Raw genomic sequence first — 23,967 nt, forward strand, 5'->3', positions numbered from 1 at the left:
ATTAAAAAAGCGAAGACCTTGTGAGCCTTCGCTTTTTAAACGCTTTATTTTTAAGCTAATTTATCTGAAGCAACTTTATAGTTTGGATCTTCAATTACATTAACTTCAACTAAGTCACGTGCTTTATGTAATAACTGAATACAGTCTGGGCTTAAGTGACGCAAGTGTAATTGTTTGCCTGCTTTAGCGTATTTATCAGCAAGACTATCAATTGCTTCAATTGCACTGTGATCAGCTACACGGCTGTGTTTGAATTCAATGATCACATCATCAGGGTCATTTTTAACATCAAATAACTCAGCAAAGTTCTTAACCGAGCCAAAGAATAATGGACCATGAAGCTCATACACTTTAGAGCCTTGTTCATCGATGTAGTTACTCGTGTAAATGTGTTTCGCATGCTGCCAGGCAAATACTAAAGCCGATACAATGACACCCACACATACTGCAATTGCAAGGTCTGTTACTACGGTTACACCTGATACAAGTACAATCACAAAGGCATCAGACTTAGGCACACGCTTCATCATTTTGAAGCTTGCCCACTCGAAAGTACCTAAAACAACCATAAACATAACACCAACAAGCGCAGCAAGTGGGATCATTTCAATTAAACTGGCCGCAAATATAATAAATGCTAGCAGTATTAGCGCCGCACTGATGCCTGATAAACGAGAGCGACCACCCGAGTTAATATTGATCATTGATTGACCAATCATGGCACAACCACCCATCGCTCCGAAGAAACCACAAGTAATATTTGCTGCACCTTGACCAATACACTCTTTATTACTGTGGCCACGAGTTTCTGTGATTTCATCAATCAAAGTTAATGTTAATAATGACTCAATTAAACCAATTGCCGCTAAAACTAACGCATAAGGGAAAATAATTTTAAATGTTTCTAAGTTGAACGGCACCATTGGGATATGGAACTCAGGTAAACCTCCGGCAATAGTAGCTTGCTCGTTGCCAGTCATCCCTTTTAAGAAATCAAGAACTGTACGTGCTTCTAAATCAAAGCCAATCACAATCGCGGTCACGGTTACAATCGCAGCTAACGATGAAGGAACTGCAGTGGTTAACTTAGGCAAGAAGTGAATGATAGCCATAGTTAACGCTACTAAACCAAGCATAATATATAGTGCTTGCCCTTCCATCCACTGTTGACCACCCATACCATCGGGTACTTTAAATTGACCTAGTTGGGCTAAGAAAATCACAATAGCAAGGCCGTTTACAAAGCCCAGCATTACTGGATGCGGGACCATTCGAATAAACTTTCCAAGCTTAAAAATACCCGCGAGCACTTGCAGTATTCCCATCAATAAGACGGTTGCAAATAAATACTCTACGCCATGATCTAATACTAAACTTACCATTACAACGGCTAGTGCACCGGTAGCACCAGAAATCATACCTGGACGACCACCAAAAATAGCCGTAATTAAGCCAACAATAAATGCGGCATATAAACCAACTAATGGTTCTACATTAGCAACAAAAGCAAACGCAACCGCTTCTGGTACTAACGCCAACGCAACTGTCAGGCCTGATAGAATATCGTTTTTAGCAGAGCTTGGCGCTTTGCTGAGTAGGTTAAACATTAAGATCCTCTTTATAGTGAATGCATTTCGGCAAGGCGCAGAATTCTAGCAAAATCTGCAAAAGTTAACAATTATTAACAACAAAACGGCTAGTGCCTAAAAGCACTAACCGTTTTCGAAAAAATAAAACGTAGTAGAAAAAGACTAAAGAGGTAGAGACGTACTACGCTTAACACAAGTCATTGTTACGTTCGAGTGAACCTCTTGTACAAATTCAAGGTTTAATAAGTTATCACGTACGAACTGCTCGTAACCCTCTATGCCTTTCGAAATAATTCGAAGCATAAAATCCATAGTACCTGCCATGCTGTAGCACTCAGTTACTTCATCATAGCTCATAATTAAACGCTCAAATTCAGCTAGATTTGTTCTACCGTGGTTAGATAAACGAACATGGGCGTAAACCAACATATCAAAGCCAAGCTTTTTCTCGTCAAGCAAAGCAACTTTACCTTTGATATAGCCATCTTGCTCAAGCTTAGCAATACGACGCCAACATGGAGATTGAGATAAACCAACTTTATCGGCAATTTCTGCCGTAGATAAGCTAGCATCCTGCTGTAATAATGCCAAAATTTGGCGATCTACTTGGTTCAGAGACATTTTATTTCTTTTTCTGTAAAAATACTGGTTAAATTATATAACTGATTTAAAAATCAGTCTGCCTATTTTCTACTATTTATGCAAAAAAATTGCAATTTTATACCAACCCATTTAATAAAGTACTTAGCAAATATTACGAGTTGGCATTAACCAAAACGTCCACTAATAAATGGATTTGTTTTTCGCTCATGCCCTACGGTGGTATTCGGACCGTGGCCTGGCAAAATAGCAACCTCATCTGAGAATGATAAGATCTCAGAATTAATTGATTCGATTAATTGCGCACTATCCCCTTTCGGAAAATCAGTACGACCAACAGAGCCTTGGAAAATCACATCACCCACTATCACTTGTTCTGAACCTTGGTGATAAAAAACAACATGACCAGGCGTATGCCCTGGGCAATGGCGTACTGATAATTCAAGTTCACCCACTGTGATTGTATCACCATGATTTAGCCACTTCGTTGGATAAAATGGCGAAATCGCCGTAAAACCAAACATTTGTGCTTGCATGGGTAAGGCATCAAACCAAAATTTATCATCTAAATGTGGGCCAATGATATCAACACTGAAGTGCTCTGCGAGTTGCTTTGCAGCACCCACATGGTCTAAGTGACCATGTGTTAAATAAATTGCCTCTAATTGACAATTTAAAGCTGCAAGTTCAGCTTGTAGCTTTTCTGCATCACCACCTGGGTCAACTAAAGCTGCTTTATTTGTCTGCTTACAAATAATAATTCGACAGTTTTGGGCAAAACCAGTGACAGGAACAGTTATGACTTTCATGTTATTGTCCTTTTTGTAACTGCTCAAACGTCATTAAAATTGGATATTTTAAATAGCCTTGATCATAAAATGGTGTACGCTCATAAAGCCAATGCAAACGAGCATCTGCATCTTTTGCAAAGTTTTTATCTTCACGAATTTTTTTGTCAAACTCTAAAGCTAGTGCTGGCTTATCTTTTAACATTTGTCGTGCATACGGCATTAAAGCGTAATTTTCCACATACTCGGTACGCTGAAAAATAGTATTGAACTCACCCCACGCAAAAAATGAATCAGGCGCTTCAGGATGTAACAAGTGCGTTGCCAGTTCAGAATAGGACTGATCTGTTGAGACTTTATACCAGCCTGTTATATCGATATTTTCAACTGTATTGTAATCAAATGTTGCCTCTACGCGAAAACGTCCTTCAAAAGGCGTTTTTGCAAATGAATAATCAGCAACGCTTGCTTGCGTTAATGGTTCAGAAATAGCTTCATTCAGTGTCGTTACGTCGATACCATGAAGTTTAAGCTTTGCAACCAATTGACTGTATGCAGGCGGAATATAAAACGCTGTAGGAACATTAACGGTCTTTTTAACGTCTTTTTGCCAAAAAATTGGTAATGCGTCATAGTTTTTAGCTTCACCCAAATATTTAACTTCAGGCTGCCCTGACAATGCACTTTCTGTTCTTGAATAAGCGATACCTTTAAATTCGATAGTATCTGGCTCTTTCGCATAACCACGCTCAACTACTAATTGCGTTGGCTTAAAATCAAGCTCTTTTTTAACAGCTTCATTAAGCGCTTTATCGTTTGCTGCTAAAGCATCAATCGTACCGTCAATAAAAACATAGGTACCTAAAACACGTTGCTTGTAGGGTTTTAATGAATGATTTTCAACTAAGATGGTTGGCAGTGAACGTAAATCCCCCCAGCCATTTGAAAAACGCGGAGTAGCGACCCAACCAGCTAAGCCTTTTTTAAACTCACGCTTATCCATAACGAAAACTAGCGGACCTGGAATATGGCCTGCTTTTTCAAGCTTTGCGTCTATTACTGGTTTAAAAAGGTTATCTAACGCTTCAGAAACGCTTGGTGACTCACTGGAAAAAACGGGGTTGTAACCGTAGGTCACATCATATTGATAATCAGCGCCGTCGGTTACATGGATATCCACATATAAATCGGGTTTAAATTGATTAATAGCTTTCATCACGCCACGTACTTCTGGCGTATCAAGCTTTGTGTAATCTCGATTCAAGTTTAAATTTAGAGCATTTGTCCGAAAACCCATTTCTATAGGACCACGCTGATTTATACGGTTATATTTGCTTCTACGTTCATGACCGTCAACGTTTAAAATAGGGATAAACAGAATATTTACTTTGCTCAAAATATCGCGGCGTTTACCTGTCGCAATATCGCGTAAAAGCATAAACATGGCATCTTTGCCATCAATTTCACCGCTGTGAATACCTGCTTGAATCAAAATGGTTGGTTTTGTATCTGCTACGAGTTGTTTCGCATCAAATAAGCCTTGCTCATTCGCCACTAACATCTTGACCGCACGGTCAGAGCTACTCTTTGCAATAGTCGTGACTTTGAACTGTGTTGGATTTGCCGCAACAAGGCGATCAACAAATGCCATAGTGTCAGCATAATTTGGTGATAAAGTGCCTTCACTTAATTCAAAATCTGTGGTCAATGGCCCTTTTTCTTGCATCAAAGACACACTGTCACCTTGCCATGGTAACAATGGGGGTAAGTGGCTGTCTAAAGTTACTGCAGCAGATAAAAACACTAAACTCGCAAACATATCACTCTCAAGTGCGGTACTTATTCTTTGTGGAAATTATAACAACTAATCTGAAGGGATTGCGTAAACTGCGGTGATTCAACAAAAAAATGGAGCAAACGACATACGCTATGCAGAATCGATGTTACTTATGAATATTATTTAATACCAACCCGCAATAATACTTAATCATTTTGAAGGATTAAACCTGTCGCTAACTGCGTTAAAAATTTCTCATTTAGAACAACTAAATAACGAAATTTTCGCCTTGTTATCAACGAGGTTTTATTGCCTCAAAATAGACTACTTAATTAAGCGGATTGGAATAAGATCAAAAAAAGGAGCACTAGGCTCCTTTTTAAACTTTATGAAAAGCGAAATTAAGCCGCTAGGCCTTCTTTTGCTTTAGCAACAAGCGCTGCGAATGCAACTTGGTCATAAACAGCGATATCTGCAAGAATCTTACGATCGATTTCTACAGAAGTCTTTTTAAGACCATTGATAAAACGGCTGTATGAAAGACCGTTTTGACGAGCAGCTGCATTGATACGTGCAATCCAAAGTTGACGGAAAGTACGTTTCTTAGCACGACGGTCACGGTAAGCGTATTGACCCGCTTTAGTAACTGCCTGGAAAGCTACGCGGTAAACACGTGAACGTGCTCCGTAGTAACCTTTAGCTTGCTTTAAAACTTTTTTGTGACGTGCACGTGCGATAACACCGCGTTTAACTCTTGCCATTTCTGAAGACTCCTATTAAGCGAATGGTAACATACGTGAAACTAGACCATGGTCATTCTTATGAACCATCATCTTAGGACGTAAGTGTAATTTACGCTTAGAAGTTTTCTTAGTCAGAATGTGACGAAGATGCGCTTGTTTACGCTTGAAACCGCCAGAAGCAGTTTTCTTGAAACGCTTAGCAGCGCCTCTGTGAGTTTTTAGCTTATAAGCCATTGCAATAACTCCAAATGTATTGCTTAAACATTAGCAAGCAGGCGAGAGATATAAAATAGCTCTTCTTTAAAGGCCTAACTTACTGCCATAGTCCGGTGAAGGTTCACTACAAAAGCAGTGCAACCTTACTTAAACCGGTTATTTCAGGTGAACAGAAAACTGTTACTTGCAGACCTGAAATAAAATCGGTGCGTAATATACCGCGTTTATTGCTTTTTAGCAACAGGCGCCATCATCATAACCATCTGGCGACCTTCAACACGATTTGGGAAAGACTCTACTTGTGCAACATCTTCCAAATCAGCTTTAACACGGTTTAATAATTCAATACCAATTTCTTGGTGAGCCATTTCACGACCACGGAAACGGATAGTAATTTTAGCTTTGTCACCCGCTTCTAAGAACTTGCGTAAGTTGCGAAGCTTAACCTGGTAATCACCTTCATCCGTACCCGGACGGAATTTGATTTCTTTAACCTGGATCTGCTTTTGCTTTTTCTTTTGTTCTTTTAGTTCTTTGCTTTTTTCAAAGATGAACTTACCGTAGTCCATAACCTTACAAACAGGTGGCTCAGCATTAGGACTGATTTCTACAAGATCTACACCCGCATCATCAGCCATAGCTTGTGCTTCTTTTAATGACACGATGCCAGCTTGTTCACCGTCAATGCCAATTAAACGAACTTCTTTAGCTGTAATATCTTCGTTGATACGATTTTTTTGAGCTGTTTGTTGCCCTTTCTTGCCGCCTCTAATGGTACGATCCTCCAAGAATATAAAATAAAAAGCGTGTAGTTGGCTGTTTGTTATGCCCTACACGCTCATGATTTATTGTCGATTTTTAATTTCTTCGCTTACTTTAGCGATAAAATCATCAACACTAAATTTGCCTAGGTCTTCACCTGTGCGAGTACGTACTGCCACCTCTTGCTGTTCAACTTCTTTATCGCCAACAACAAGTAAGTAAGGAATACGCTTTAACGTATGTTCACGGATTTTAAAGCCAATCTTCTCATTTCTCAAGTCAGCAGCGGCTCTAATTCCAAGTTTATTTAATTTTTGTACAATTTCTTGCACATAATCAGCTTGTTTATCCGTGATATTCATGATCACTACTTGCTTAGGAGCAAGCCATGTTGGGAACAATCCAGCATATTCTTCAGTTAAAATACCGATGAAACGCTCAATTGAACCTAAAATAGCACGGTGGATCATTACAGGTGTACGACGTTCATTGTTTTCTGCAACATAAGTTGCACCTAAACGACCCGGTAATGCAAAGTCTAGCTGCACTGTACCACATTGCCAAGCACGATCTAAACAGTCATAAAGTGTAAACTCAATCTTAGGACCGTAGAATGCACCTTCACCTGGTAGGTAATCAAACTCAATGTCGTTTGCTTTAAGTGCTTCAGCAAGCGCAAGCTCTGCTTTATCCCACATTTCGTCTTCACCGATACGCTTTTCTGGACGAGTAGAAAGTTTTACAACAATCTTCTCAAAGCCAAACGTTTCGTATGTGTCATAAACCATTTTAATACATGCAGAAACTTCATCCATGATTTGCTCTTCTGTACAGAAGATATGCGCATCATCTTGTGTAAATCCTCGCACACGCATTAAGCCATGAAGTGCTCCTGATGGTTCGTTACGGTGACAACAACCAAACTCAGCCATACGTAATGGTAAATCACGGTATGATTTTAAACCTTGATTAAAGATTTGTACGTGACCTGGGCAGTTCATAGGTTTGATTGCATACTCACGCTTTTCAGATTCAGTTGTGAACATCGCATCTGCGTATTTGTCCCAATGACCTGATTTTTCCCATAAACCACGGTCCATCATTAACGGGCCTTTTACTTCTTCGTAATCGTACTCACGTAGCTTTTCACGAACGAAGTCTTCTAGTTCACGGTAAATACTCCAGCCATCATTGTGCCAAAACACCATACCTGGAGCTTCTTCTTGCCAGTGCCATAAATCAAGTGCTTTACCAATACGACGGTGGTCACGCTTTTCAGCTTCTTCTAAGCGTTTTAAATATGCTTTAAGTTGCTTTTTATCTGCCCATGCTGTGCCGTAGATACGCTGCAGCATTTTGTTTTCTGAATCACCACGCCAATAAGCACCTGCCACTTTCATAATTTTAAAGTGTTGGCAGAATTTCATATTTGGTACGTGTGGACCACGACACATGTCGATGTATTCTTCGTGATGGTATAAACCCGGACGGTCATCTTTTGCGATGTTCTCGTCTAAGATTTCCATCTTATATGTTTCACCACGCGCTTCAAAAGTATCGCGTGCTTCTTGCCAGCTTACGGTCTTTTTAACAACGTCGTAGTTTGTTTTTGCAAGCTCAAGCATACGCTTTTCGATAGCATCTAAATCATCTTGGCTTAAAGAATGTTCCATATCGATATCGTAATAAAAACCATTATCGATGGTCGGACCGATTGCCATTTTTGCTTCAGGGAAAAGCTGCTTAACCGCATGACCAATAAGGTGCGCACACGAGTGACGGATGATCTCTAAACCATCATCATCTTTTGCTGTGATAATTTCTAATCGCGCATCGTCGGTGATTAAGTCACATGCATCAACACGGCTACCATTAACTCGACCGGCAATGGTTGCTTTGGCAAGTCCGGGACCGATATCGCTTGCTACGTCATATGTGCTTACTGGGTTTTCAAAACTACGCTGACTGCCGTCAGGGAGGGTAATAACTGGCATTATACATCCTTAATACAGTGGTGATGCCTACAATGCATCACATGTAATATTTTAAAATTAATTTTAAGTAACTCTGCAACGCTTTTACGAATAAGCATTGCTAATTAAGCTCGTATTTACTGAGTCTTCGCAAATACAAGCGACCATTGTCGCCGCTCACGTACTCAAATACAAGTAATTAGAAGACTAAATTGACAATTAGTTAACTCATTTCATACTTAATGAGTTAATACTTTTAAGGTAATCAAGATGTCAAACTCGCGTTCTTTCAAGTTTGCAACGTTTAACTTATTAAATTATACCGCGCCCCCCTACTCGTTTTATCAATTGCATGAGCGGTATAACAAAACTCAGTGGCAACAAAAACAATTGTTTGTTGCTAATTTTTTGAGTGAATCAAGCCCGGATGTGGTGGCATTTCAAGAAGTGTTTAGTCAACATGCCTTAGAAGTTCAATGTAAAGAAGCTGGCTATGACTACTTTAAAACAGTCGATAACCCATCTCATGATGCGTTGTACCCGCAAGTATTGTTCAACCCTGTGGTTGCAATTGCAAGTAAATACCCATTTAAATCAGTTGAGGCACTAGCACCTTGCCCCGAATTACTTGAGTATTTAAATAATCAAAACGAGTTCAAATTTAATCGCACACCTATTAAGTGTTTAATTGACCTTCCTGAATTTGGTGAAGTTTGCTTTTATGTGGTTCATTTTAAATCACAACGAGTGCAGTCTATGGCGCACATACTTAATATACATAACCTTGAAGATCCACTTTTGCATTTGCTACACCAGACAGTCGGCACCATGCAATCACAAATTTCACGATCACTAGAAGCATCGATTGTTTATTATGACGCCCTTAAAACCCAGCGAGAAAAACAGTGTGCAACATTAGTTATGGGTGATTTTAATGATGTACTTACCAGTCCGACATTGTCATTTATGACTCAAGGTTTTCACCCAACTCGTTGTGAACCCTGCATAGAACATAACGAACCCGTTGTTGGTTTAACAGACAGCTTTGAGTTTAGCCGCTGTTTTAATGAGAATAAATCAAAACCCTTCAGCCATTATTACCAAGGGAAAGGTAATGTGCTTGATTACATTCTCGCCTCAGCACATTTTAACCCTGATTGCCAAGTTTCTAAGGTTAAAACGCTCGACTATGAAAGTTATGACAAACATATTTCACCGACACAATTAATCGAAGATATCAGTGTCAGTGACCACAGTATTATTGCTATAAAAATTCATTTTTAAAGCAACTGTTTTTCATAACGTTACTTGCTATAATTGCGCAAATTAAGTTATTTAGAGAATGACCATGAGAACATGCGGTGTAGAAATCACAGGTAGTGACGTACTACTTTGTATTTTAACCAAAGACAATGATGTATTTGATATCCGTGACATCAGACAAACACGCTTTACTTTAGCAAATGGTAATGACACTGAGGTTATGCGTAAGTTTCAGTTTGATTTTAGAAAGCTAATGCAAGATTATCAAATTGACTCTGTTGCGATTAAAGAGCGTCAGCCAAAAGGTAAGTTCGCCGGAAGCGCGAAAGGCTTTAAAATGGAAACAGCTATTCAGCTGATTGACGAATTGGATGTACAGATTTTTTCTGCAACGACAATTAAAGAGCAGCTAAAACGTAACCCCTTACCTATCGATTTCGAAGATACAGGCCTTAAGAAGTTCCAGGAAAATGCCTTTATCAGTGCCTATGTATACCTAATGCGTAAGACATATAAGCAAGACGAACAATAACCTAACAATAAAACGTGCTTCGGCACGTTTTTTATACCCACGATTCCATTTACTTTTCTGTAATCTCAAAATCCCTCTGTACATTAGTCTTATATAGCTTTTATTTGTCGACAATCTATGTTTAGTTAATTAGGTACGCATGTTTTGAAAATCACCCACAATGTTTTTCAATTCTTTTGCATCAAGTCCACGACAACAAATTAACCGGACACGGAGATAACAATGCAGACAAAGAACACACAAAGTAATGCGCTTCCACTTTCTCATAGTTATTATAAAGGTTGCACAGACAGTCCTTTGATAGATAAAACAATCGGGCAGTATCTTGATAATATTGTCGACAATTACCCAGAACACCCCGCTATAGTGGTTCATCATCAACAGATCCGTTTAACTTATAAACAATATCAACATCAGATTAATCAGCTTGCCATGGGGTTGTTAGCTATCGGTGTTAAACCTGGTGACCGTGTAGGCATTTGGTCACCTAATAATATTGAATGGTGCTTAACCCAATTTGCCACAGCCAAGATTGGGGCAATAATGGTATGCATTAACCCTGCGTACCGACCAAACGAGTTAAAATACGCTCTGAACAGTGTTGAATGTTCAACACTTATCACAGCAAGTGAGTTTAAAGCGAGTAATTATATTAGCATGCTCAATGAACTAGCGCCTGAGCTTAGTAATTCAGAACCTGGTGAATTAAATTTAAGCGCTCTACCACATTTAAAAAACATAATTCGAATTGGTAACGAGCCAGCACCTGGGATGTTTAGTTTTAACGATATTATGCAACGCGCTACAGATGCCCATAAGCTAGAGCTTGATGCAATTGCTGCCACTTTGCATTGTGACCAAGATATCAATATTCAATTTACTTCTGGTACCACAGGTAATCCAAAAGGAGCTACTTTATCGCATAAAAACATCTTGAATAATGGTTTTTTAATGGCACAAGCGATGAAACTTACTCATATGGATAAACTTTGTATACCTGTGCCCCTTTATCATTGCTTTGGTATGGTGCTTGGTAATTTAGTATGTATAAGTAAAGGTGCCACCGCGGTTTTTCCTGGTGATTCATTTGATCCTAAAACAACCCTTGAAGTGGTTGAAAAAGAACGTTGCACTGGTTTACATGGTGTACCGACTATGTTTATTGCCGAGTTAGAACTCAAAGAATTCGCAAACTACGATTTATCTAGCCTACGTACAGGTGTTATGGCCGGTTCTACGTGTCCTGAACAAGTAATGCGTAAAGTTCATACTTTGATGCATATGACAGAAGTGGTAATTGGCTATGGTCAAACTGAATGTAGCCCTATCAATAATGTTACTGAAACCGATTCACCGCTAGAAAAACAAGTGACCACGGTAGGCCGTGCATTAGCACATACTGAAGTTAAAATCATCGACGAATTAGGCGACGTACAAAAAGTAGGTATACCCGGTGAAGTATGTAGCCGTGGCGCAGGCATTATGCGTTGTTATTGGAACGACGAAGAAAAAACTAACGCAACTATCGATAAAGAAGGCTGGTTACATTCTGGTGATCTAGGTGTAATGGATAAAGATGGATTTGTTGCAATAGTTGGTCGTATCAAAGACATGATTATCCGCGGTGGCGAAAACATATACCCAAGAGAAATTGAAGAGGTTCTGTATACCTACCCCGGCATTCAAGATGCAGCAATTTTTGGTATTAGCGATGAAAAATATGGTGAAGAAGTCTGCGCTTGGATACAACCCAAAGATGATGCAGTGCTTGATGAAAATGCCATTCGCGAATTTTTAAAAGACAAACTTGCCTATTTCAAAGTACCAAAATACATTCGCTTTGTTGAAGAATACCCAATGACAGTGACTGGTAAACTACAAAAATTCAAAATGCGCGAACAAATGCAAGAACTCCTCAGCGAAAAAGCTTTTTCGTAATCATTTGCTTGCAAAATACAACCTAATTTCAGCCAAGCTCAGCAACGCCTGAGCTTTTTTAATTTATTATGACTCCTAAATTATGAAAAGATATTTAGACACCCATTTTAATTCTAAAGAGGAAACTCAACTCTATTTCTAAAGAATAAATTTAAAAAGATAAATTTAAAAAAGACACCCAACTTAATATTTCTCACTTCTCAAAATTATGACTAAACTTAAAATGTTCAACTCATGGAGGAGAAGAGCATGGCAACACCACGGAAGAACTTAATTAGCCTTTCAAACACACCTTATTACCACTGTATTTCACGTTGCGTTCGCCGCGCTTATTTATGTGGAAAAGACCCACTTACTGGTCGCTCTTATGAGCACCGGCGCGATTGGGTTGAAACGAAATTACTTCAGCTTGGCAATATATTTTGTATTAATATTTGTGCTTATGCTGTTATGAGCAATCACACTCATTTGGTACTCCATGTTAATTTAGAAAAATCTAAGCGATTAAATAATAAAGCTATTCTTATAAGATGGCACAAGTTGTTTAAAAGCTCTTTTTTATGTCAACGGTATTTAAGTGGTGAATTACTTACACAGGCGGAGCTCCTAGCTTTAAATGCTCGAATTAATATTTATCGAGAAAGGCTAAGCAGTATTAGTTGGTTTATGCGAGTTCTTAATGAAGGTATTGCTCGAAAGGCCAATAAAGAAGATGGTTGCAAAGGGCGATTTTGGGAAGGCCGTTTCAAATCACAAGCTTTGTTAGATGAAGCTGCGCTTGCTGCTTGTCTTGCTTATGTTGACTTAAACCCGATTAGAGCCAAAGCAGCTGATTTACCAGAAAAGTCCGACTACACAAGTATTAAAATGCGAATTCAATCATCTGAAACAGGTAAGCAACCGAAAGCACTCATGCGCTTTGCTGGTGAGCAACATAAACGTACACCTAAAGGTCTGCCATTTGACCTAAAAACATACCTACAACTCGTTGATTGGACTGGCCGCTCTATACGAAATAATAAACCAGGTAAAATACCTGATGAAGCGGCCCCAATTATAGAAAGGTTAAATATAAGTGCTAGCAACTGGCTTTCACTCACGACCTCATTTACACGTTCATTTAAAAATGTAGCTGGTAAAGAGCAAGCAATTACAGCTCATGCAATACTCATGAAAAGAAAACGAAGAAGCTCAATAGCTAATAGCCAAGCTTTGTTTTGCTAAATTCTAAAACTATACAATCACTACTTTTATTTCTCTATTTTTATAAATCGTAAATGTCTACGTTCTGAATTTTATTTTAGCTAGAATTAATAACTAATACTTAAATTCAAATAGTGAAAAAGAACTAAACATCATTTGTATATAAAATGTGCTCAAACAAATGCTGTGACAACCTACTTTTTACATAAGTAAAAGTGGGTGTCTTTTTTATATTTCATTTTATATTACTAAAAAGAATATTTTTTAATTATGAAGCATTACACAACACCTTGTTTTAACATTGCATCTGCAACTCTTTCAAACCCCGCTATATTCGCACCAAGTACAAGGTCGTATTCGTTAGAATACTGTTTAGCTGTCGATGAAATAGTATCAAAAATTGACTTCATAACTTGCTGAAGCTTCTCATCAACTTGTTTCGGCCGCCATTTTTGCATACTTGCATTTTGAGCCATCTCAAATTGGCTCGTGGCAACACCGCCCGCATTTGCTGCTTTGCTTGGTCCTAAAAAGACATTGTGCTTTTTAAATACTTTAAGCGCATCGACTGTGGTTGGCATGTTTGCGCCCTCACACACGATCAAACAGTTATTTTCTACAAGTGTTAAAGCATCTTTTTCGGTAATTTCATTTTGTGTTGCACACGGAAGTGCAATGTCGGCTTCATATTGCCATACTTGATGACCTTCACTAGGGTATTGATTAACAGGCGTAAATTCAGCATCTTTATGCTTGTTCAAATAATCCCTAAGCTCAGCTCCTTTTTCTTTCTTTAAATGCTTAACTAATTTCACGTCAAGCCCATCCTTGCAATACAGTGTACCTTTTGAATCGCTACAACTTAGTATTATTGCATCATATTCATCGAGTTTTTCCATCAGATATAGCGCAACATTACCAGCTCCAGACACTAAACACCTCTTCCCCCTTAAGGACTCACCTTTAGCATCTAGCATTGCACTCAAGAAATAAACGATACCATAGCCAGTTGCTTCTGTTCTTAAAGCTGAACCACCCATAATTTCTGATTTTCCGGTAAGTACACCTTGAAATTGATTAGTGATGCGTTTGTATTGACCAAATAAGTAACCTATTTCTTTAGTGCCAACACCAATATCACCGGCAGGAACATCTGTATTTGCACCAATGTGACGATAAAGCTCTGTCATGTATGACTGGCAAAAACGCATAATTTCATTATCACTTTTACCTTTTGGATCAAAGTCAGCACCACCTTTGGCTCCTCCTAAAGGTAAATCTGTCAGTGAATTCTTTAAAACTTGCTCAAAGCCTAAAAATTTAACCACACTTTGATTAACACTCGGATGGAAACGCAAGCCACCTTTATATGGACCTAGGGTCGAGCTAAATTCAATTCTAAAACCACGGTTAACGTGGACTTTGCCATTGTCATCAAGCCAAGGTACCCTAAAAACTACCTGTCTTTCAGGCTCAACTAATCGCTCTAATATAGCATGTTCTCGATATTCACTATTAGCTTCAACTACCTGACTAATTGATGTCAACACTTCTTCAACAGCTTGATAAAACTCTTGTTCGTTTGGGTTAGACTCTTTTACAGTTTGCAGTACCTCTTCTATATATTGCATATCAAAATCCTATTTTAAGCTGTTGAAAATAATCGGTCTCTTAAAATTAAACTTAAAAAAACATAATATCGATCACTTATTTTAGCGAATACTAAACACGGATGGTTGCCTATCATCATACTGCCAATAAAAACGTAGAGGCTCATTTTGAGAGTCATAAAACCACACTTCAGCCACCAGCTGTATCGCATTGTTTGCAAGCATCACACTAGATAACAATTTGCTTTGTTTTAATGGAGCACGCAGTAAGCACTGGCTGTAATCTGCTCTATTATCATCACCTTTTAGACAAATATTTACATACGCTCTGCTATCACCCATGTTTAAATCAACATCTACGCTTAGTTCCATTTTGCTACTTAAATCAAATTCCGGTTCAATCATTAAGTCCGCCATTGTCTCTGTTTCTTCACTTATATCTGTTCCAGTTGTTTCAGTAGCTGTACTTGTGGTGGGTGTCTGTATAGCACTTTCAGTCTTAATTGATGAGTTGCTTTCGCCACCACCACATGCTGACAACATTAGGCTAAAAGTTATTAAAGTATAATATTTCATGATTATTCTCCTCGTAAAATAACATTTGCCAGCTTTGCACTATTAAACCAAAGTGTGCTTTCACGCCCAGATGACTCTGCAAATATTTTGAATTCGCTGTAAGCTAATGTTATATCAACTTTCTCTTTTGGATGTGCCCACTCAGCTCCAACCTCAATAGCCCAAGGTAAACCGGTAGGTGATTGAAAGTAATATCCAAATAGGTTATTTGATGCATCATCACTTTCAGGGTAATTAAAAAAGCTTTGGTCAAACTTTTCTGTCGGTGCTTGTTTTTTTAAATGAACTTCCCAACTTCTTGGGTCTTTTCCACTTAAAAATTGCCCATGGCTGAAACCAGCTGCTCCAAATATAAAAGGATCTAAAGTGTATTTCGGTGCATTTACTGAAGAAACACCGGTATTTAAAGAAACGCTCAAAGTAAAACCAACTTTACTACTGGTATAGCAACCATTCTCAGTACGAAAGAAACTGCACCCGCTTTGACTGCTTACATACGACCAAGTATCTGGCATTATAATGAGAATGGCATCATCAACACCTTCTTCTAACACGGTGTGTGTCTGCACTTCATTATTAATAATTAAACTAATCTCGCTCTCATTTACTTGGTTTCGTAATATTCGCTTTAAACTTCCACCTGAGGACTGAGCTAATCTAACAGCAAAACCGTTATGGTAACTTGCGCCTATTCCTACTAATTCTCCTTCAATCTTATAACCAAGCGCTTGGCCATCTTTCTCTATTAACTTTGTACGATAATTAACAACTAAATCATTAAAATCATAATCACCGGCAAATGGCCATTGATCTTCATAAGCAAGGGTTACCCAGCCATTTTCACTTGGGTATACCAAGCTACCATATGTTGTTACTGGATAATCTTCTACCTCGCCACCTGTTACCCCACCACTGGCTGTAATTGGGCTCAACTCACTGCCATCGGTCACACGAAAACGAGCCCATGTAGCCCCCATTACAGCATCACTAGGTACATCGACTAGTACACTGTTATCACCTTGATTTAAGCGATATTTACTCACTGTAATTTCATCAGAGTCAAACTGGAAGTTTTGATCCCAATCAAACCAAGCATATAAATAACCATTATCATTAGGGGCTGTTACTATTACCTGACTAGTAGAGCCAGCAACGAAATCAGTTACAAACTTAACGCCATCATCAGAGCTATCGACCGGAGATGCCTGTAAATCGGCTTCTATGTTGATATTTTCACCATCAACATATGCGCCTAGATAAACCAAATTTGATTGGTCTTCATTAGGGTCAAACAAATGACGGGCACCGCTATCAGCAAGTACTGTTTTATATGGCATGGGTGCATCGCCAAAGTCTATTGAATTATCAGTTACTTTTACTTCTGCGATAGCGCAGCGTGCACCATCATTTTGGTTTGAAGTAGGCCCCAAAGTAAATACTGAAGCGGTCGGTGTATAACCATCTACAGGGCTTTTACCTAAATCTACTTTATGGATTTTACCACTGCGGTTATTACTAAAATAAAACTGGCCTTGTACATCAAAATAACTGGCACCATTTGCACCGGTATCGCCGGCTATGTCGAGGTTTGCGACAAAAGTGGGTGTCTTATTATCTAAATCTATCTCATATAAGTCGCCATTTGACTCAACCGCATATAAAAGATTGCTATGAGGATGAAACGCAAAATCATAAATAGCTAAACCCCAATTAGCTGAGTCCGCTACTAATTCTGCTTGATACGCATCAGATGGTTCTGTTAAATCTATTCCAAACAAGCCAAATTTTGGGTGATATAGATAATAAATAGCCTGATTAGTTTCACTATTTACCTGAATATCACCAACATAAAAGTTGGTGTCTGGTAGTCCATTTACATTTAACCGCTCTAATATGTATTCGTCACCAATTCGCACAACACTTTTCGGGGATTGTTTACTAAAGCCATACATATATTGGTCTTTATAATTAAAGCCAACCGCATTGACACTTTCGTTGTTAGCTTCTGAAGTAAAATTGAGTGTTGCAGCTAGCACTGTAGATTTAGCAGATACTAGGTCAACGCCAAACATTTGCGCGGGTTTTCCCTGAATCAAAAATGCTTTACTTGGGCACTGCTGAAATGGTGCTGCACTTACGAAGCCCGTTGCAAGTGCGAATAGTAGATAAGCGGGTATGTTACTTTTCATAATGACACTCTCCTGTGGATGTGTAATTATTTAAAGCAGCAACTATTCCAAAAAATAAATAGCTTTATAACAATACCTTATGAACGAGCAATCCAAATTACTTGCAAGATGCGAGAAGGATAATTGCAAAATGCAACTCTTTTTGGTCACATAAGCGAATCATCCCCACTTAAAAGAATGGCATGCTAAACTAATGCGGAATAAATTTATAATAAACCGCACTATGAAACTTAAAACCTCTTACCTTCTGTTTTGTATCTTATACCTCAGCAGTGCTTTTGCATCAACGCTGCAAAGCAACATTGATGAAGCCATTACAATCAGCGACTATCAAAAACGTTATGAGTATTTAATAAGTATTGATAAGCACCTTATCGAAACTGCCAGCCTTGCAGAGCAAATAAGCTTTAATGTTAGATTGATACACGTTTATATACACTTAGGAAAGTTTCAACAAGCGCAAACTATTTTTGATGAACTTGAATCCATGCCCCAATATAAAAACGACTCCCCTATTTATAGCGAGTTGTATCTAGCTAAAGCGCGATTGGCATACAGACAAAATGACTTAGAGACCGCTATTCAACTGTCTCAACAAAATGTTGCCCTTTTTCAGCGTTTGCAATTTACTGATTATGAGATTGATGCCGTGGCGAGCCTTGTTAGTGCTTATCATAATTCTGGAAAGTACCAAGCAGCCTTAACCCTTTTAGAGACGTACATTCACAACGATAAACGCGAATTAACATTAAAACAAAAAGAGATACTATACCAAGGTTACTCTCGTAACCTTGAACAGTTAGATCGTTTGACCCTTGCTCTCGAATATAAATTAAAACGTCGAGAAGTAATTCAGAAAATGTCGCCGTCTATTTCACTGCAAGCTGGTATAAGTTATTCAATTGCGCAAAGTTATTTAGATTTAGAACAATTCGAAAAAGCAAAAGGCGAATTTAACACAGCCTTATATTTTGATAAGCAAACTGGAGCTCTTTCTGATATCGGACATAGCCTTGTTAAGCTATCACAATGTGAATATGGGCTAAAAAACTATACTTCAGCACTGGATTACGCTAAACAAGCACAACAGGTGTTTGCGAGTTATAACAGCACTCGAAATACTGCTTGGGCAAACCATAATATTGCTATAAATTTGCTAAAAATGGATAACCTAGAACAAGCATTAGCAATTGAAGAACAAGTGATCACTGAGCTAAAACATGACGATCACTTATATATAGATGTGTTACTCACATTAGCAAAACTATATATTGGCTCTACTGAACTTAAACAAGCTAAACATTATGCAGAGCAAGCCTACCAATTAAGTAAAACCAAGAATAAACTACAAAAACAAATCATTGCCCTTGAGCATCTGACAACAGTGGCAGAAAAACAAACAGATTATCAACAGGCATTTTTATATCAAAAAACGATTACTGAGCTTGAAAAAGGTTTTGCCCGTAACAACTACAATCAACGTTTAGCTGAGCTGCAAAACTCCATTGCTATGCGTGACCGCGACTTGGCTATTCAAGATTTAAAGCTCCAAGATAATGAAAAAAGCCAAGCTATTGCCTCTCAGCGCCAAACTATCCTATATAGTATTTTAATATTTAGCTTGCTTTTAGCTGTAATGGGCATCGCATTATTAAGAGTGAGACAGAGAAAACAACTCATTGAACAGCGTCGAAATTATCTAGATAAACAAATTAGTCAACGTAGTAAGTTATTATCACAAGTTGCTCACGAGCTAAGTGGTCCACTAACGGGTTTACGCTTACACCTTGAAACCCTTCAAGCAGGCCTAACTCAATTTAATGAGCTCACTTACGAAAAGCTCAACCAAAAAATCACCGACATGGCTACTTTAGTCAGTGATTTAAATAAAATATCACTACTTGAACAAAATAGTTTTCAGCTCAAACTAACAAAAATTAATGCTGCAGAGTATTTCCAAAGCTTACACGCAGATATGATTATTCAACTTGATAAGTTTGAAGTTGGGTTCACACAAAATATAACGGATGAATTAACACTAGAATGTGATGCAACAAGGCTTTCACAATTATTTGCAAACTTAATCAGTAATTCGATTAAGTACACGCAGCAGCCTGGGAAAATTAATTTTACGATTAGCCAAAATCAAACACGGTTATTAATCTGCTATGAAGATTCAGCCCCTGGCGTCAGCGACGAGAGTTTAGCAAAGATTTTTGACCATCTTTATAGAGTGCCAGACTTAAAAACAGTGAAACAATCAGGTTCAGGAATTGGGCTTGCGATTGTAAAACAAATTGTCGAAGCCCATAACTGGCGTATTATGGCAGCTCATAGCGAACTGGGTGGTGTTCGCTATGACTTAGCTATTCCTATTTAGTTATTTGTTTGGCCATTCGAATGCGCCAACATCACCAGGAAATACAACCGGTGATTCAATACCATCTTTGTTCACAGCAGCAACACCAAAATAGTAGTTATCTATCACGACATTTTTCAGTGTTGCTTCTGTTACTTTGCCAACATCACGGCTAAATTGCCATTGTGGTTCGCTGGTATAACGCCAATAGATTTTATAACTAACCACCGTTGGATCATCACTTTCATCCCACGCTAAGGTTGTACTTGGCTTTACAGCACCTGAAATACTAACGCCCGTTGGCGGTGCTGGAGCCCACGCTATTGAAGCCATAGTCACCGCATTTAGTGAAGTTAATTTCGCTGCATAGGCAAAATCAACATGGTCAATGGTGTCACCATAGGTAATACCATTTTCTGTACGTAAGTCTTGATGCTGTTGGTTGTAGTTTTCGTTGGTTTCCATAATACGCACAGCCGCAAAGCCAACATCATTAAATGGACGATGATGCCCTCCTCGACCAAAACGATCGAGTCGATATATCAACATGGTATCCAGATTCTCAATGTAGCGGTCTGCGATTGTATCTATGTAACGCGCAAGGTTACGACTTGCAGAGTCAACTTCACCCCCCGTAAAACGGCGTTTATGGGCTTGCTCTTTTGTTTCTATAACGCGAGTACCTTCAGAGAAGATACGTGCAGTTGTGTTATCTGTTACCCCATTAATGCCCGTTGAGTTACCAATCATGTCGTTGTTTAAAACACCATGAACACGCCAATTATGATCTTGAGCGTATTTAGCTAAAATTTTGCCGCCAAACAAGCCTTGCTCTTCACCAGATAAAGCTGCATAAACAATTGAGCCATTAAATTTATACTTTGATAAAACTCGCGCCGATTCCAGCACGCCAGCCACACCAGATGCATTATCGTTAGCCCCTGGCGCATCTGAGGTATAGTCCATTACATCAGAGGCTCTCGAATCAATATCACCCGACATCATAACCATGCGATTAGCATCAACTTGACCGCGCTGAATAGCCACAATATTGACAACTTCAACCGGGTTTGGAATACGCTTTTCACCGGAAATAGTGTCTTTTACTTCAATGATTTCTAGGCAGTTACCACAAGCTTTAGAAATCGCCTCAAACTCAGACTTGATCCAACGTCTTGCAGCACCAATACCACGCGTATCTGATTTCGTCTCAGAGAGAGTATGGCGAGTGCCAAAGTCAACCAGCGTTTGAATATCTTGCTCTATACGTGTTTTAGAAACGGCACTTGCAATTTCATGCAAAGCTTGTTGTTCTTTATATTGAGGTGTTGTGGCATGAGCCGCCGCTACCAATAACAGTGATGAGCTAAAAAAAGCACTATTTGTTATTATTTTACGCTTAAACATAGTTTCACTCCTTCAATGAATCATTCAAGGCTAACTAATATTTCATTTCGTGCAATAGTTATGAGTTAGAAAACAAATTATTAGGTTGAAACCATATACCTGCTGTAGTTTATGATACGCTAACCTGTGTTTTTAGCGCCGGGTAACTTTATTCCATCATTATAAAAAACCATACGATTCCCCCCTTCATTCTTTGCTTTGTACATGGCTTTATCGGCACACTGAATTAAATATTCAGCATCACCATAATGTTCAGGAAACAGCACGGCACCAATACTGGGTGAGTAGGTAAGCTCCGCATCATTGTAAACTAAAGGCTGACATATCTCCGCTATTAGCTCATCAACGATTTTAATAACATCACTTTTGTGTTTAATGCTATTGAGAATTACCACAAACTCATCGCCGCCTAAGCGCCCTACACTGTCTTCCTTTCTCAAAACATGACGAATGCGCATTGCAATCGTTTTTAATAGTTTGTCGCCAGCGCCATGGCCATGAACATCATTAACTTGCTTAAAACCATCTATATCGATAAAAAGTACTGCAATCACTGTTGAAATAGTATTTGCAATTGATAATGACTCTTCAAGTTGGGTAGTTAAATAACTACGATTAGGAAGATCGGTGAGGGGGTCGTGTCCCGCCATATATATCAGTTTTTGTTCGAGATTTTTTTGCTCTGTTATGTCATAAGCGATAGCCACTCTGACTTGTTTTTCTTTTGACCAATAGACAGACCACAATACATGAACCACTCTGCCATCTTTCCTTACCCAACGATTTTCAAATCGTGGATGCTGATCATTGACCACAATTTGGTTTATGGCATTAATAGTTTTGGCCCTGTCCTCTGGGTAAACAAAGTCCAGCATATTCCTATCTATAGCTTCTTCTGGTGTGTATCCGAAGATTGTTTCAAAGGCAGGATTAGTAAACAATAACGTACCTTTGGCATCAACTACGCATACAGCATCGAGTAATAGATCAATAATATCTGACAAATAATCTGAGGTATCTCTGTTCATACGCAACTTTTAGGCTTGGTCTACACTGATTATAGACGAAACCAAGCAAGTTACTGAAAGTTTAGCTCTTAGTTGGATATAACTTTTTGCAAAGCCAAGCTGAAATAGCACTGAATACTGCGATACCCGCAAAGTCAGCAATTAAATCGATAAAATCTAATGTTCTCGATTCGACAAAATACTGGCTTAGCTCTTCTAAAATCACAAACGTACTAACAATCAACACAGCTAAATAGATAGGTCGTCCCCCTACAGCCATTGTCTTAAATTTAAAGGCAAGGTTGATGAATAACGTGAGTAGACCAAATAAGCAAAAATGCCCCAACTTATCACCGTAAGGAATGACTGCAACGAGATCAAAAAATACCGACTTTTGTCCGGTATTAGCAAGGTAAATAACCCAACCTATAAAACCAAAAAAGCCAATGGCAATTAACACAAGAATACGTTGAAACATCCTTTATGGCGCCATATGAGAGGTTAAAAATAAAAATTGATAGGCAATTACTTTATTCCAATAGTGCCAGTCATGAATGCCTGGGCGTTCAATATAATCATGGCGAATACGCAGGTCTAACATAGCTTGATGTAGTGCTCTGTTTTGCTCTATAAAAAAATCATCTACACCAATATCAAGCATAATCGCTAAATTATCAGCCCCCTTCTTCCATGCGGTGTTGCCTGCAGCAATTTTGTGAAGATTATTAATTATGGCAATGTTATCCCACTTTCCTTGGTTTTCACTGAAGCTCCCAAGTACTTTTGTTAGGTCAAATTCAGCACTAAAAGGCCTTACATCGACTCCCGCTGAAATCCCTGATACTGCAGCAAACCGTGCTTGGTTATTGATAGCAATATGCAATGCGCCAAACCCTCCCATCGATAAGCCTGTGATTGCACGCCCACTTTTAGACCGATTGGTCGAATAGGTTGAGTCTATATAATTGACTAAATCTTCAGCGATGTAAGTCTCGTATTGCGAACTTTTGTCGATATCTGAATCTAGATACCAAGAGCCATAGTTACCATCAGGATTAACAATGATAACATCATATTGATCTGCTAGTTTTTCTATATCTGTAAGCTTTGTCCAATCACTATGATTGCCACTGTAGCCATGTAAGACATATATAACATTGTATTTTTTTGATTCTTGATAGCCATCCGGTATCGTCACCGTCACAGGTTTTTCTATGGCTGTTTTTTTACCTTTAAACGTATAGGTGTCGGTTTGATAAGCATAAAGCGGTAAGCTGAAAATGATCGATAACGTACAGAGAAACTTTTTCATCATAATTCCTTTTTCTTATTATATTTTCATTTATACGACTAGATGTAAATAATTGAATAGTGATAGATTTTAATATTAGTTTTTAAATTAAATGAACTGCTAAAAATACACTCAAATGGTATA

The 23,967-nt window shown here is 38.6% G+C and carries 20 protein-coding genes; 5 read left to right on the plus strand and 15 right to left on the minus strand.

Annotated elements, in window-relative coordinates; translation table 11 throughout:
- Positions 1–50: 50 nt before the first annotated feature.
- The 8 genes from EVU92_RS12910 to thrS all read right to left on the minus strand — a co-directional run bounded on the left by EVU92_RS12910 (position 51) and on the right by thrS (position 8,469).
- Positions 51–1,607, minus strand: a complete 1,557-nt coding sequence (locus EVU92_RS12910; protein WP_130051567.1) for a SulP family inorganic anion transporter — start codon at positions 1,605–1,607, stop codon at positions 51–53.
- A 144-nt stretch (positions 1,608–1,751) separates the two neighbouring features.
- The gene (locus EVU92_RS12915) at positions 1,752–2,210 is read right to left on the minus strand and encodes an Lrp/AsnC family transcriptional regulator (protein WP_036968198.1); all 459 of its coding nucleotides are present in this window, start codon (positions 2,208–2,210) and stop codon (positions 1,752–1,754) included.
- Positions 2,211–2,356: 146 nt separating this feature from the next.
- The gene (locus EVU92_RS12920) at positions 2,357–2,998 is read right to left on the minus strand and encodes an MBL fold metallo-hydrolase (protein ID WP_130051568.1); all 642 of its coding nucleotides are present in this window, start codon (positions 2,996–2,998) and stop codon (positions 2,357–2,359) included.
- Between the two features lies 1 nt (position 2,999).
- The gene (locus EVU92_RS12925; protein ID WP_130051569.1) at positions 3,000–4,796 is read right to left on the minus strand and encodes a M14 family metallopeptidase; all 1,797 of its coding nucleotides are present in this window, start codon (positions 4,794–4,796) and stop codon (positions 3,000–3,002) included.
- A 359-nt stretch (positions 4,797–5,155) separates the two neighbouring features.
- Entirely contained in the window at positions 5,156–5,515 is a 360-nt protein-coding gene (rplT, locus tag EVU92_RS12930) for a 50S ribosomal protein L20 (RefSeq protein WP_036968189.1), read from the minus strand.
- 15 nt (positions 5,516–5,530) lie between these two features.
- Positions 5,531–5,731: a 50S ribosomal protein L35 gene (gene rpmI / locus EVU92_RS12935; RefSeq protein ID WP_054554888.1), complete on the minus strand. Its 201-nt coding sequence runs from the start codon at positions 5,729–5,731 to the stop codon at positions 5,531–5,533.
- Between the two features lie 206 nt (positions 5,732–5,937).
- Entirely contained in the window at positions 5,938–6,501 is a 564-nt protein-coding gene (infC, locus tag EVU92_RS12940) for a translation initiation factor IF-3 (protein ID WP_130051570.1), read from the minus strand.
- A 57-nt stretch (positions 6,502–6,558) separates the two neighbouring features.
- Positions 6,559–8,469, minus strand: a complete 1,911-nt coding sequence (thrS, locus tag EVU92_RS12945; protein ID WP_130051571.1) for a threonine--tRNA ligase — start codon at positions 8,467–8,469, stop codon at positions 6,559–6,561.
- Positions 8,470–8,718: 249 nt separating this feature from the next.
- Here thrS and EVU92_RS12950 point away from each other — a divergent pair, with 249 nt between their 5' ends.
- The 4 genes from EVU92_RS12950 to EVU92_RS12965 all read left to right on the plus strand — a co-directional run bounded on the left by EVU92_RS12950 (position 8,719) and on the right by EVU92_RS12965 (position 13,405).
- Positions 8,719–9,732 (plus strand): endonuclease/exonuclease/phosphatase family protein, encoded by a 1,014-nt coding sequence (locus EVU92_RS12950; RefSeq protein WP_130051572.1) that lies wholly within the window; start codon positions 8,719–8,721, stop codon positions 9,730–9,732.
- A 64-nt stretch (positions 9,733–9,796) separates the two neighbouring features.
- Positions 9,797–10,243, plus strand: a complete 447-nt coding sequence (locus tag EVU92_RS12955; protein WP_130052294.1) for a DUF3010 family protein — start codon at positions 9,797–9,799, stop codon at positions 10,241–10,243.
- Between the two features lie 222 nt (positions 10,244–10,465).
- Positions 10,466–12,181 carry an AMP-binding protein gene (locus tag EVU92_RS12960; protein ID WP_130051573.1) on the plus strand — a complete coding sequence of 572 codons (1,716 nt, stop codon included), beginning with the start codon at positions 10,466–10,468 and terminating at the stop codon, positions 12,179–12,181.
- A 249-nt stretch (positions 12,182–12,430) separates the two neighbouring features.
- Positions 12,431–13,405, plus strand: a complete 975-nt coding sequence (locus tag EVU92_RS12965) for a transposase (protein ID WP_130051574.1) — start codon at positions 12,431–12,433, stop codon at positions 13,403–13,405.
- Between the two features lie 257 nt (positions 13,406–13,662).
- Here the strand turns inward: EVU92_RS12965 and gdhA are convergent, their stop codons facing one another.
- The 3 genes from gdhA to EVU92_RS12980 all read right to left on the minus strand — a co-directional run bounded on the left by gdhA (position 13,663) and on the right by EVU92_RS12980 (position 17,759).
- On the minus strand, positions 13,663–15,015 hold the full coding sequence (gdhA, locus tag EVU92_RS12970; protein WP_130051575.1) for an NADP-specific glutamate dehydrogenase: 1,353 nt from the start codon (positions 15,013–15,015) through the stop codon (positions 13,663–13,665).
- 81 nt (positions 15,016–15,096) lie between these two features.
- On the minus strand, positions 15,097–15,570 hold the full coding sequence (locus tag EVU92_RS12975; protein WP_130051576.1) for a hypothetical protein: 474 nt from the start codon (positions 15,568–15,570) through the stop codon (positions 15,097–15,099).
- Between the two features lie 2 nt (positions 15,571–15,572).
- Positions 15,573–17,759, minus strand: a complete 2,187-nt coding sequence (locus EVU92_RS12980) for an LruC domain-containing protein (protein ID WP_130051577.1) — start codon at positions 17,757–17,759, stop codon at positions 15,573–15,575.
- A 223-nt stretch (positions 17,760–17,982) separates the two neighbouring features.
- Between EVU92_RS12980 and EVU92_RS12985 the strand changes: the two genes are divergently transcribed.
- The gene (locus EVU92_RS12985; protein WP_168990020.1) at positions 17,983–20,139 is read left to right on the plus strand and encodes an ATP-binding protein; all 2,157 of its coding nucleotides are present in this window, start codon (positions 17,983–17,985) and stop codon (positions 20,137–20,139) included.
- Here EVU92_RS12985 and EVU92_RS12990 read toward each other — a convergent pair whose 3' ends face one another.
- The 4 genes from EVU92_RS12990 to EVU92_RS13005 all read right to left on the minus strand — a co-directional run bounded on the left by EVU92_RS12990 (position 20,140) and on the right by EVU92_RS13005 (position 23,844).
- On the minus strand, positions 20,140–21,525 hold the full coding sequence (locus EVU92_RS12990) for a M28 family metallopeptidase (protein ID WP_130051579.1): 1,386 nt from the start codon (positions 21,523–21,525) through the stop codon (positions 20,140–20,142).
- A 119-nt stretch (positions 21,526–21,644) separates the two neighbouring features.
- Positions 21,645–22,553 (minus strand): diguanylate cyclase, encoded by a 909-nt coding sequence (locus EVU92_RS12995; protein ID WP_130051580.1) that lies wholly within the window; start codon positions 22,551–22,553, stop codon positions 21,645–21,647.
- Between the two features lie 61 nt (positions 22,554–22,614).
- Positions 22,615–23,010 (minus strand): VanZ family protein, encoded by a 396-nt coding sequence (locus EVU92_RS13000; RefSeq protein ID WP_130051581.1) that lies wholly within the window; start codon positions 23,008–23,010, stop codon positions 22,615–22,617.
- Between the two features lie 3 nt (positions 23,011–23,013).
- A complete protein-coding gene (locus EVU92_RS13005) occupies positions 23,014–23,844 on the minus strand; it encodes an alpha/beta hydrolase family protein (protein ID WP_240701314.1) in 831 nt (276 codons plus the stop codon).
- Between the last annotated feature and the right edge of the window lie 123 nt (positions 23,845–23,967).

Origin of the sequence: Pseudoalteromonas sp. MEBiC 03485 (assembly GCF_004195145.1) — a bacterium.
In the GTDB taxonomy this organism is placed as follows: Bacteria; Pseudomonadota; Gammaproteobacteria; order Enterobacterales; family Alteromonadaceae; genus Pseudoalteromonas; species Pseudoalteromonas apostichopi.

Coding starts and splice junctions, on each gene's coding strand:
- EVU92_RS12990 (WP_130051579.1), bottom strand. CDS start 21,525: ATGTTTAAGCGTAAAATAATAACAAATAGTGCTTTTTTTAGCTCATCA.
- rplT (WP_036968189.1), bottom strand. CDS start 5,515: ATGGCAAGAGTTAAACGCGGTGTTATCGCACGTGCACGTCACAAAAAA.
- EVU92_RS12920 (WP_130051568.1), bottom strand. CDS start 2,998: ATGAAAGTCATAACTGTTCCTGTCACTGGTTTTGCCCAAAACTGTCGA.
- EVU92_RS12965 (WP_130051574.1), top strand. CDS start 12,431: ATGGCAACACCACGGAAGAACTTAATTAGCCTTTCAAACACACCTTAT.
- EVU92_RS12960 (WP_130051573.1), top strand. CDS start 10,466: ATGCAGACAAAGAACACACAAAGTAATGCGCTTCCACTTTCTCATAGT.
- EVU92_RS12980 (WP_130051577.1), bottom strand. CDS start 17,759: ATGAAAAGTAACATACCCGCTTATCTACTATTCGCACTTGCAACGGGC.
- EVU92_RS12910 (WP_130051567.1), bottom strand. CDS start 1,607: ATGTTTAACCTACTCAGCAAAGCGCCAAGCTCTGCTAAAAACGATATT.
- EVU92_RS13005 (WP_240701314.1), bottom strand. CDS start 23,844: ATGAAAAAGTTTCTCTGTACGTTATCGATCATTTTCAGCTTACCGCTT.
- rpmI (WP_054554888.1), bottom strand. CDS start 5,731: ATGGCTTATAAGCTAAAAACTCACAGAGGCGCTGCTAAGCGTTTCAAG.
- EVU92_RS12915 (WP_036968198.1), bottom strand. CDS start 2,210: ATGTCTCTGAACCAAGTAGATCGCCAAATTTTGGCATTATTACAGCAG.
- EVU92_RS12985 (WP_168990020.1), top strand. CDS start 17,983: ATGAAACTTAAAACCTCTTACCTTCTGTTTTGTATCTTATACCTCAGC.
- gdhA (WP_130051575.1), bottom strand. CDS start 15,015: ATGCAATATATAGAAGAGGTACTGCAAACTGTAAAAGAGTCTAACCCA.
- EVU92_RS12950 (WP_130051572.1), top strand. CDS start 8,719: ATGTCAAACTCGCGTTCTTTCAAGTTTGCAACGTTTAACTTATTAAAT.
- EVU92_RS12995 (WP_130051580.1), bottom strand. CDS start 22,553: ATGAACAGAGATACCTCAGATTATTTGTCAGATATTATTGATCTATTA.
- EVU92_RS12955 (WP_130052294.1), top strand. CDS start 9,797: ATGAGAACATGCGGTGTAGAAATCACAGGTAGTGACGTACTACTTTGT.
- EVU92_RS12925 (WP_130051569.1), bottom strand. CDS start 4,796: ATGTTTGCGAGTTTAGTGTTTTTATCTGCTGCAGTAACTTTAGACAGC.
- thrS (WP_130051571.1), bottom strand. CDS start 8,469: ATGCCAGTTATTACCCTCCCTGACGGCAGTCAGCGTAGTTTTGAAAAC.
- EVU92_RS12975 (WP_130051576.1), bottom strand. CDS start 15,570: ATGAAATATTATACTTTAATAACTTTTAGCCTAATGTTGTCAGCATGT.
- EVU92_RS13000 (WP_130051581.1), bottom strand. CDS start 23,010: ATGTTTCAACGTATTCTTGTGTTAATTGCCATTGGCTTTTTTGGTTTT.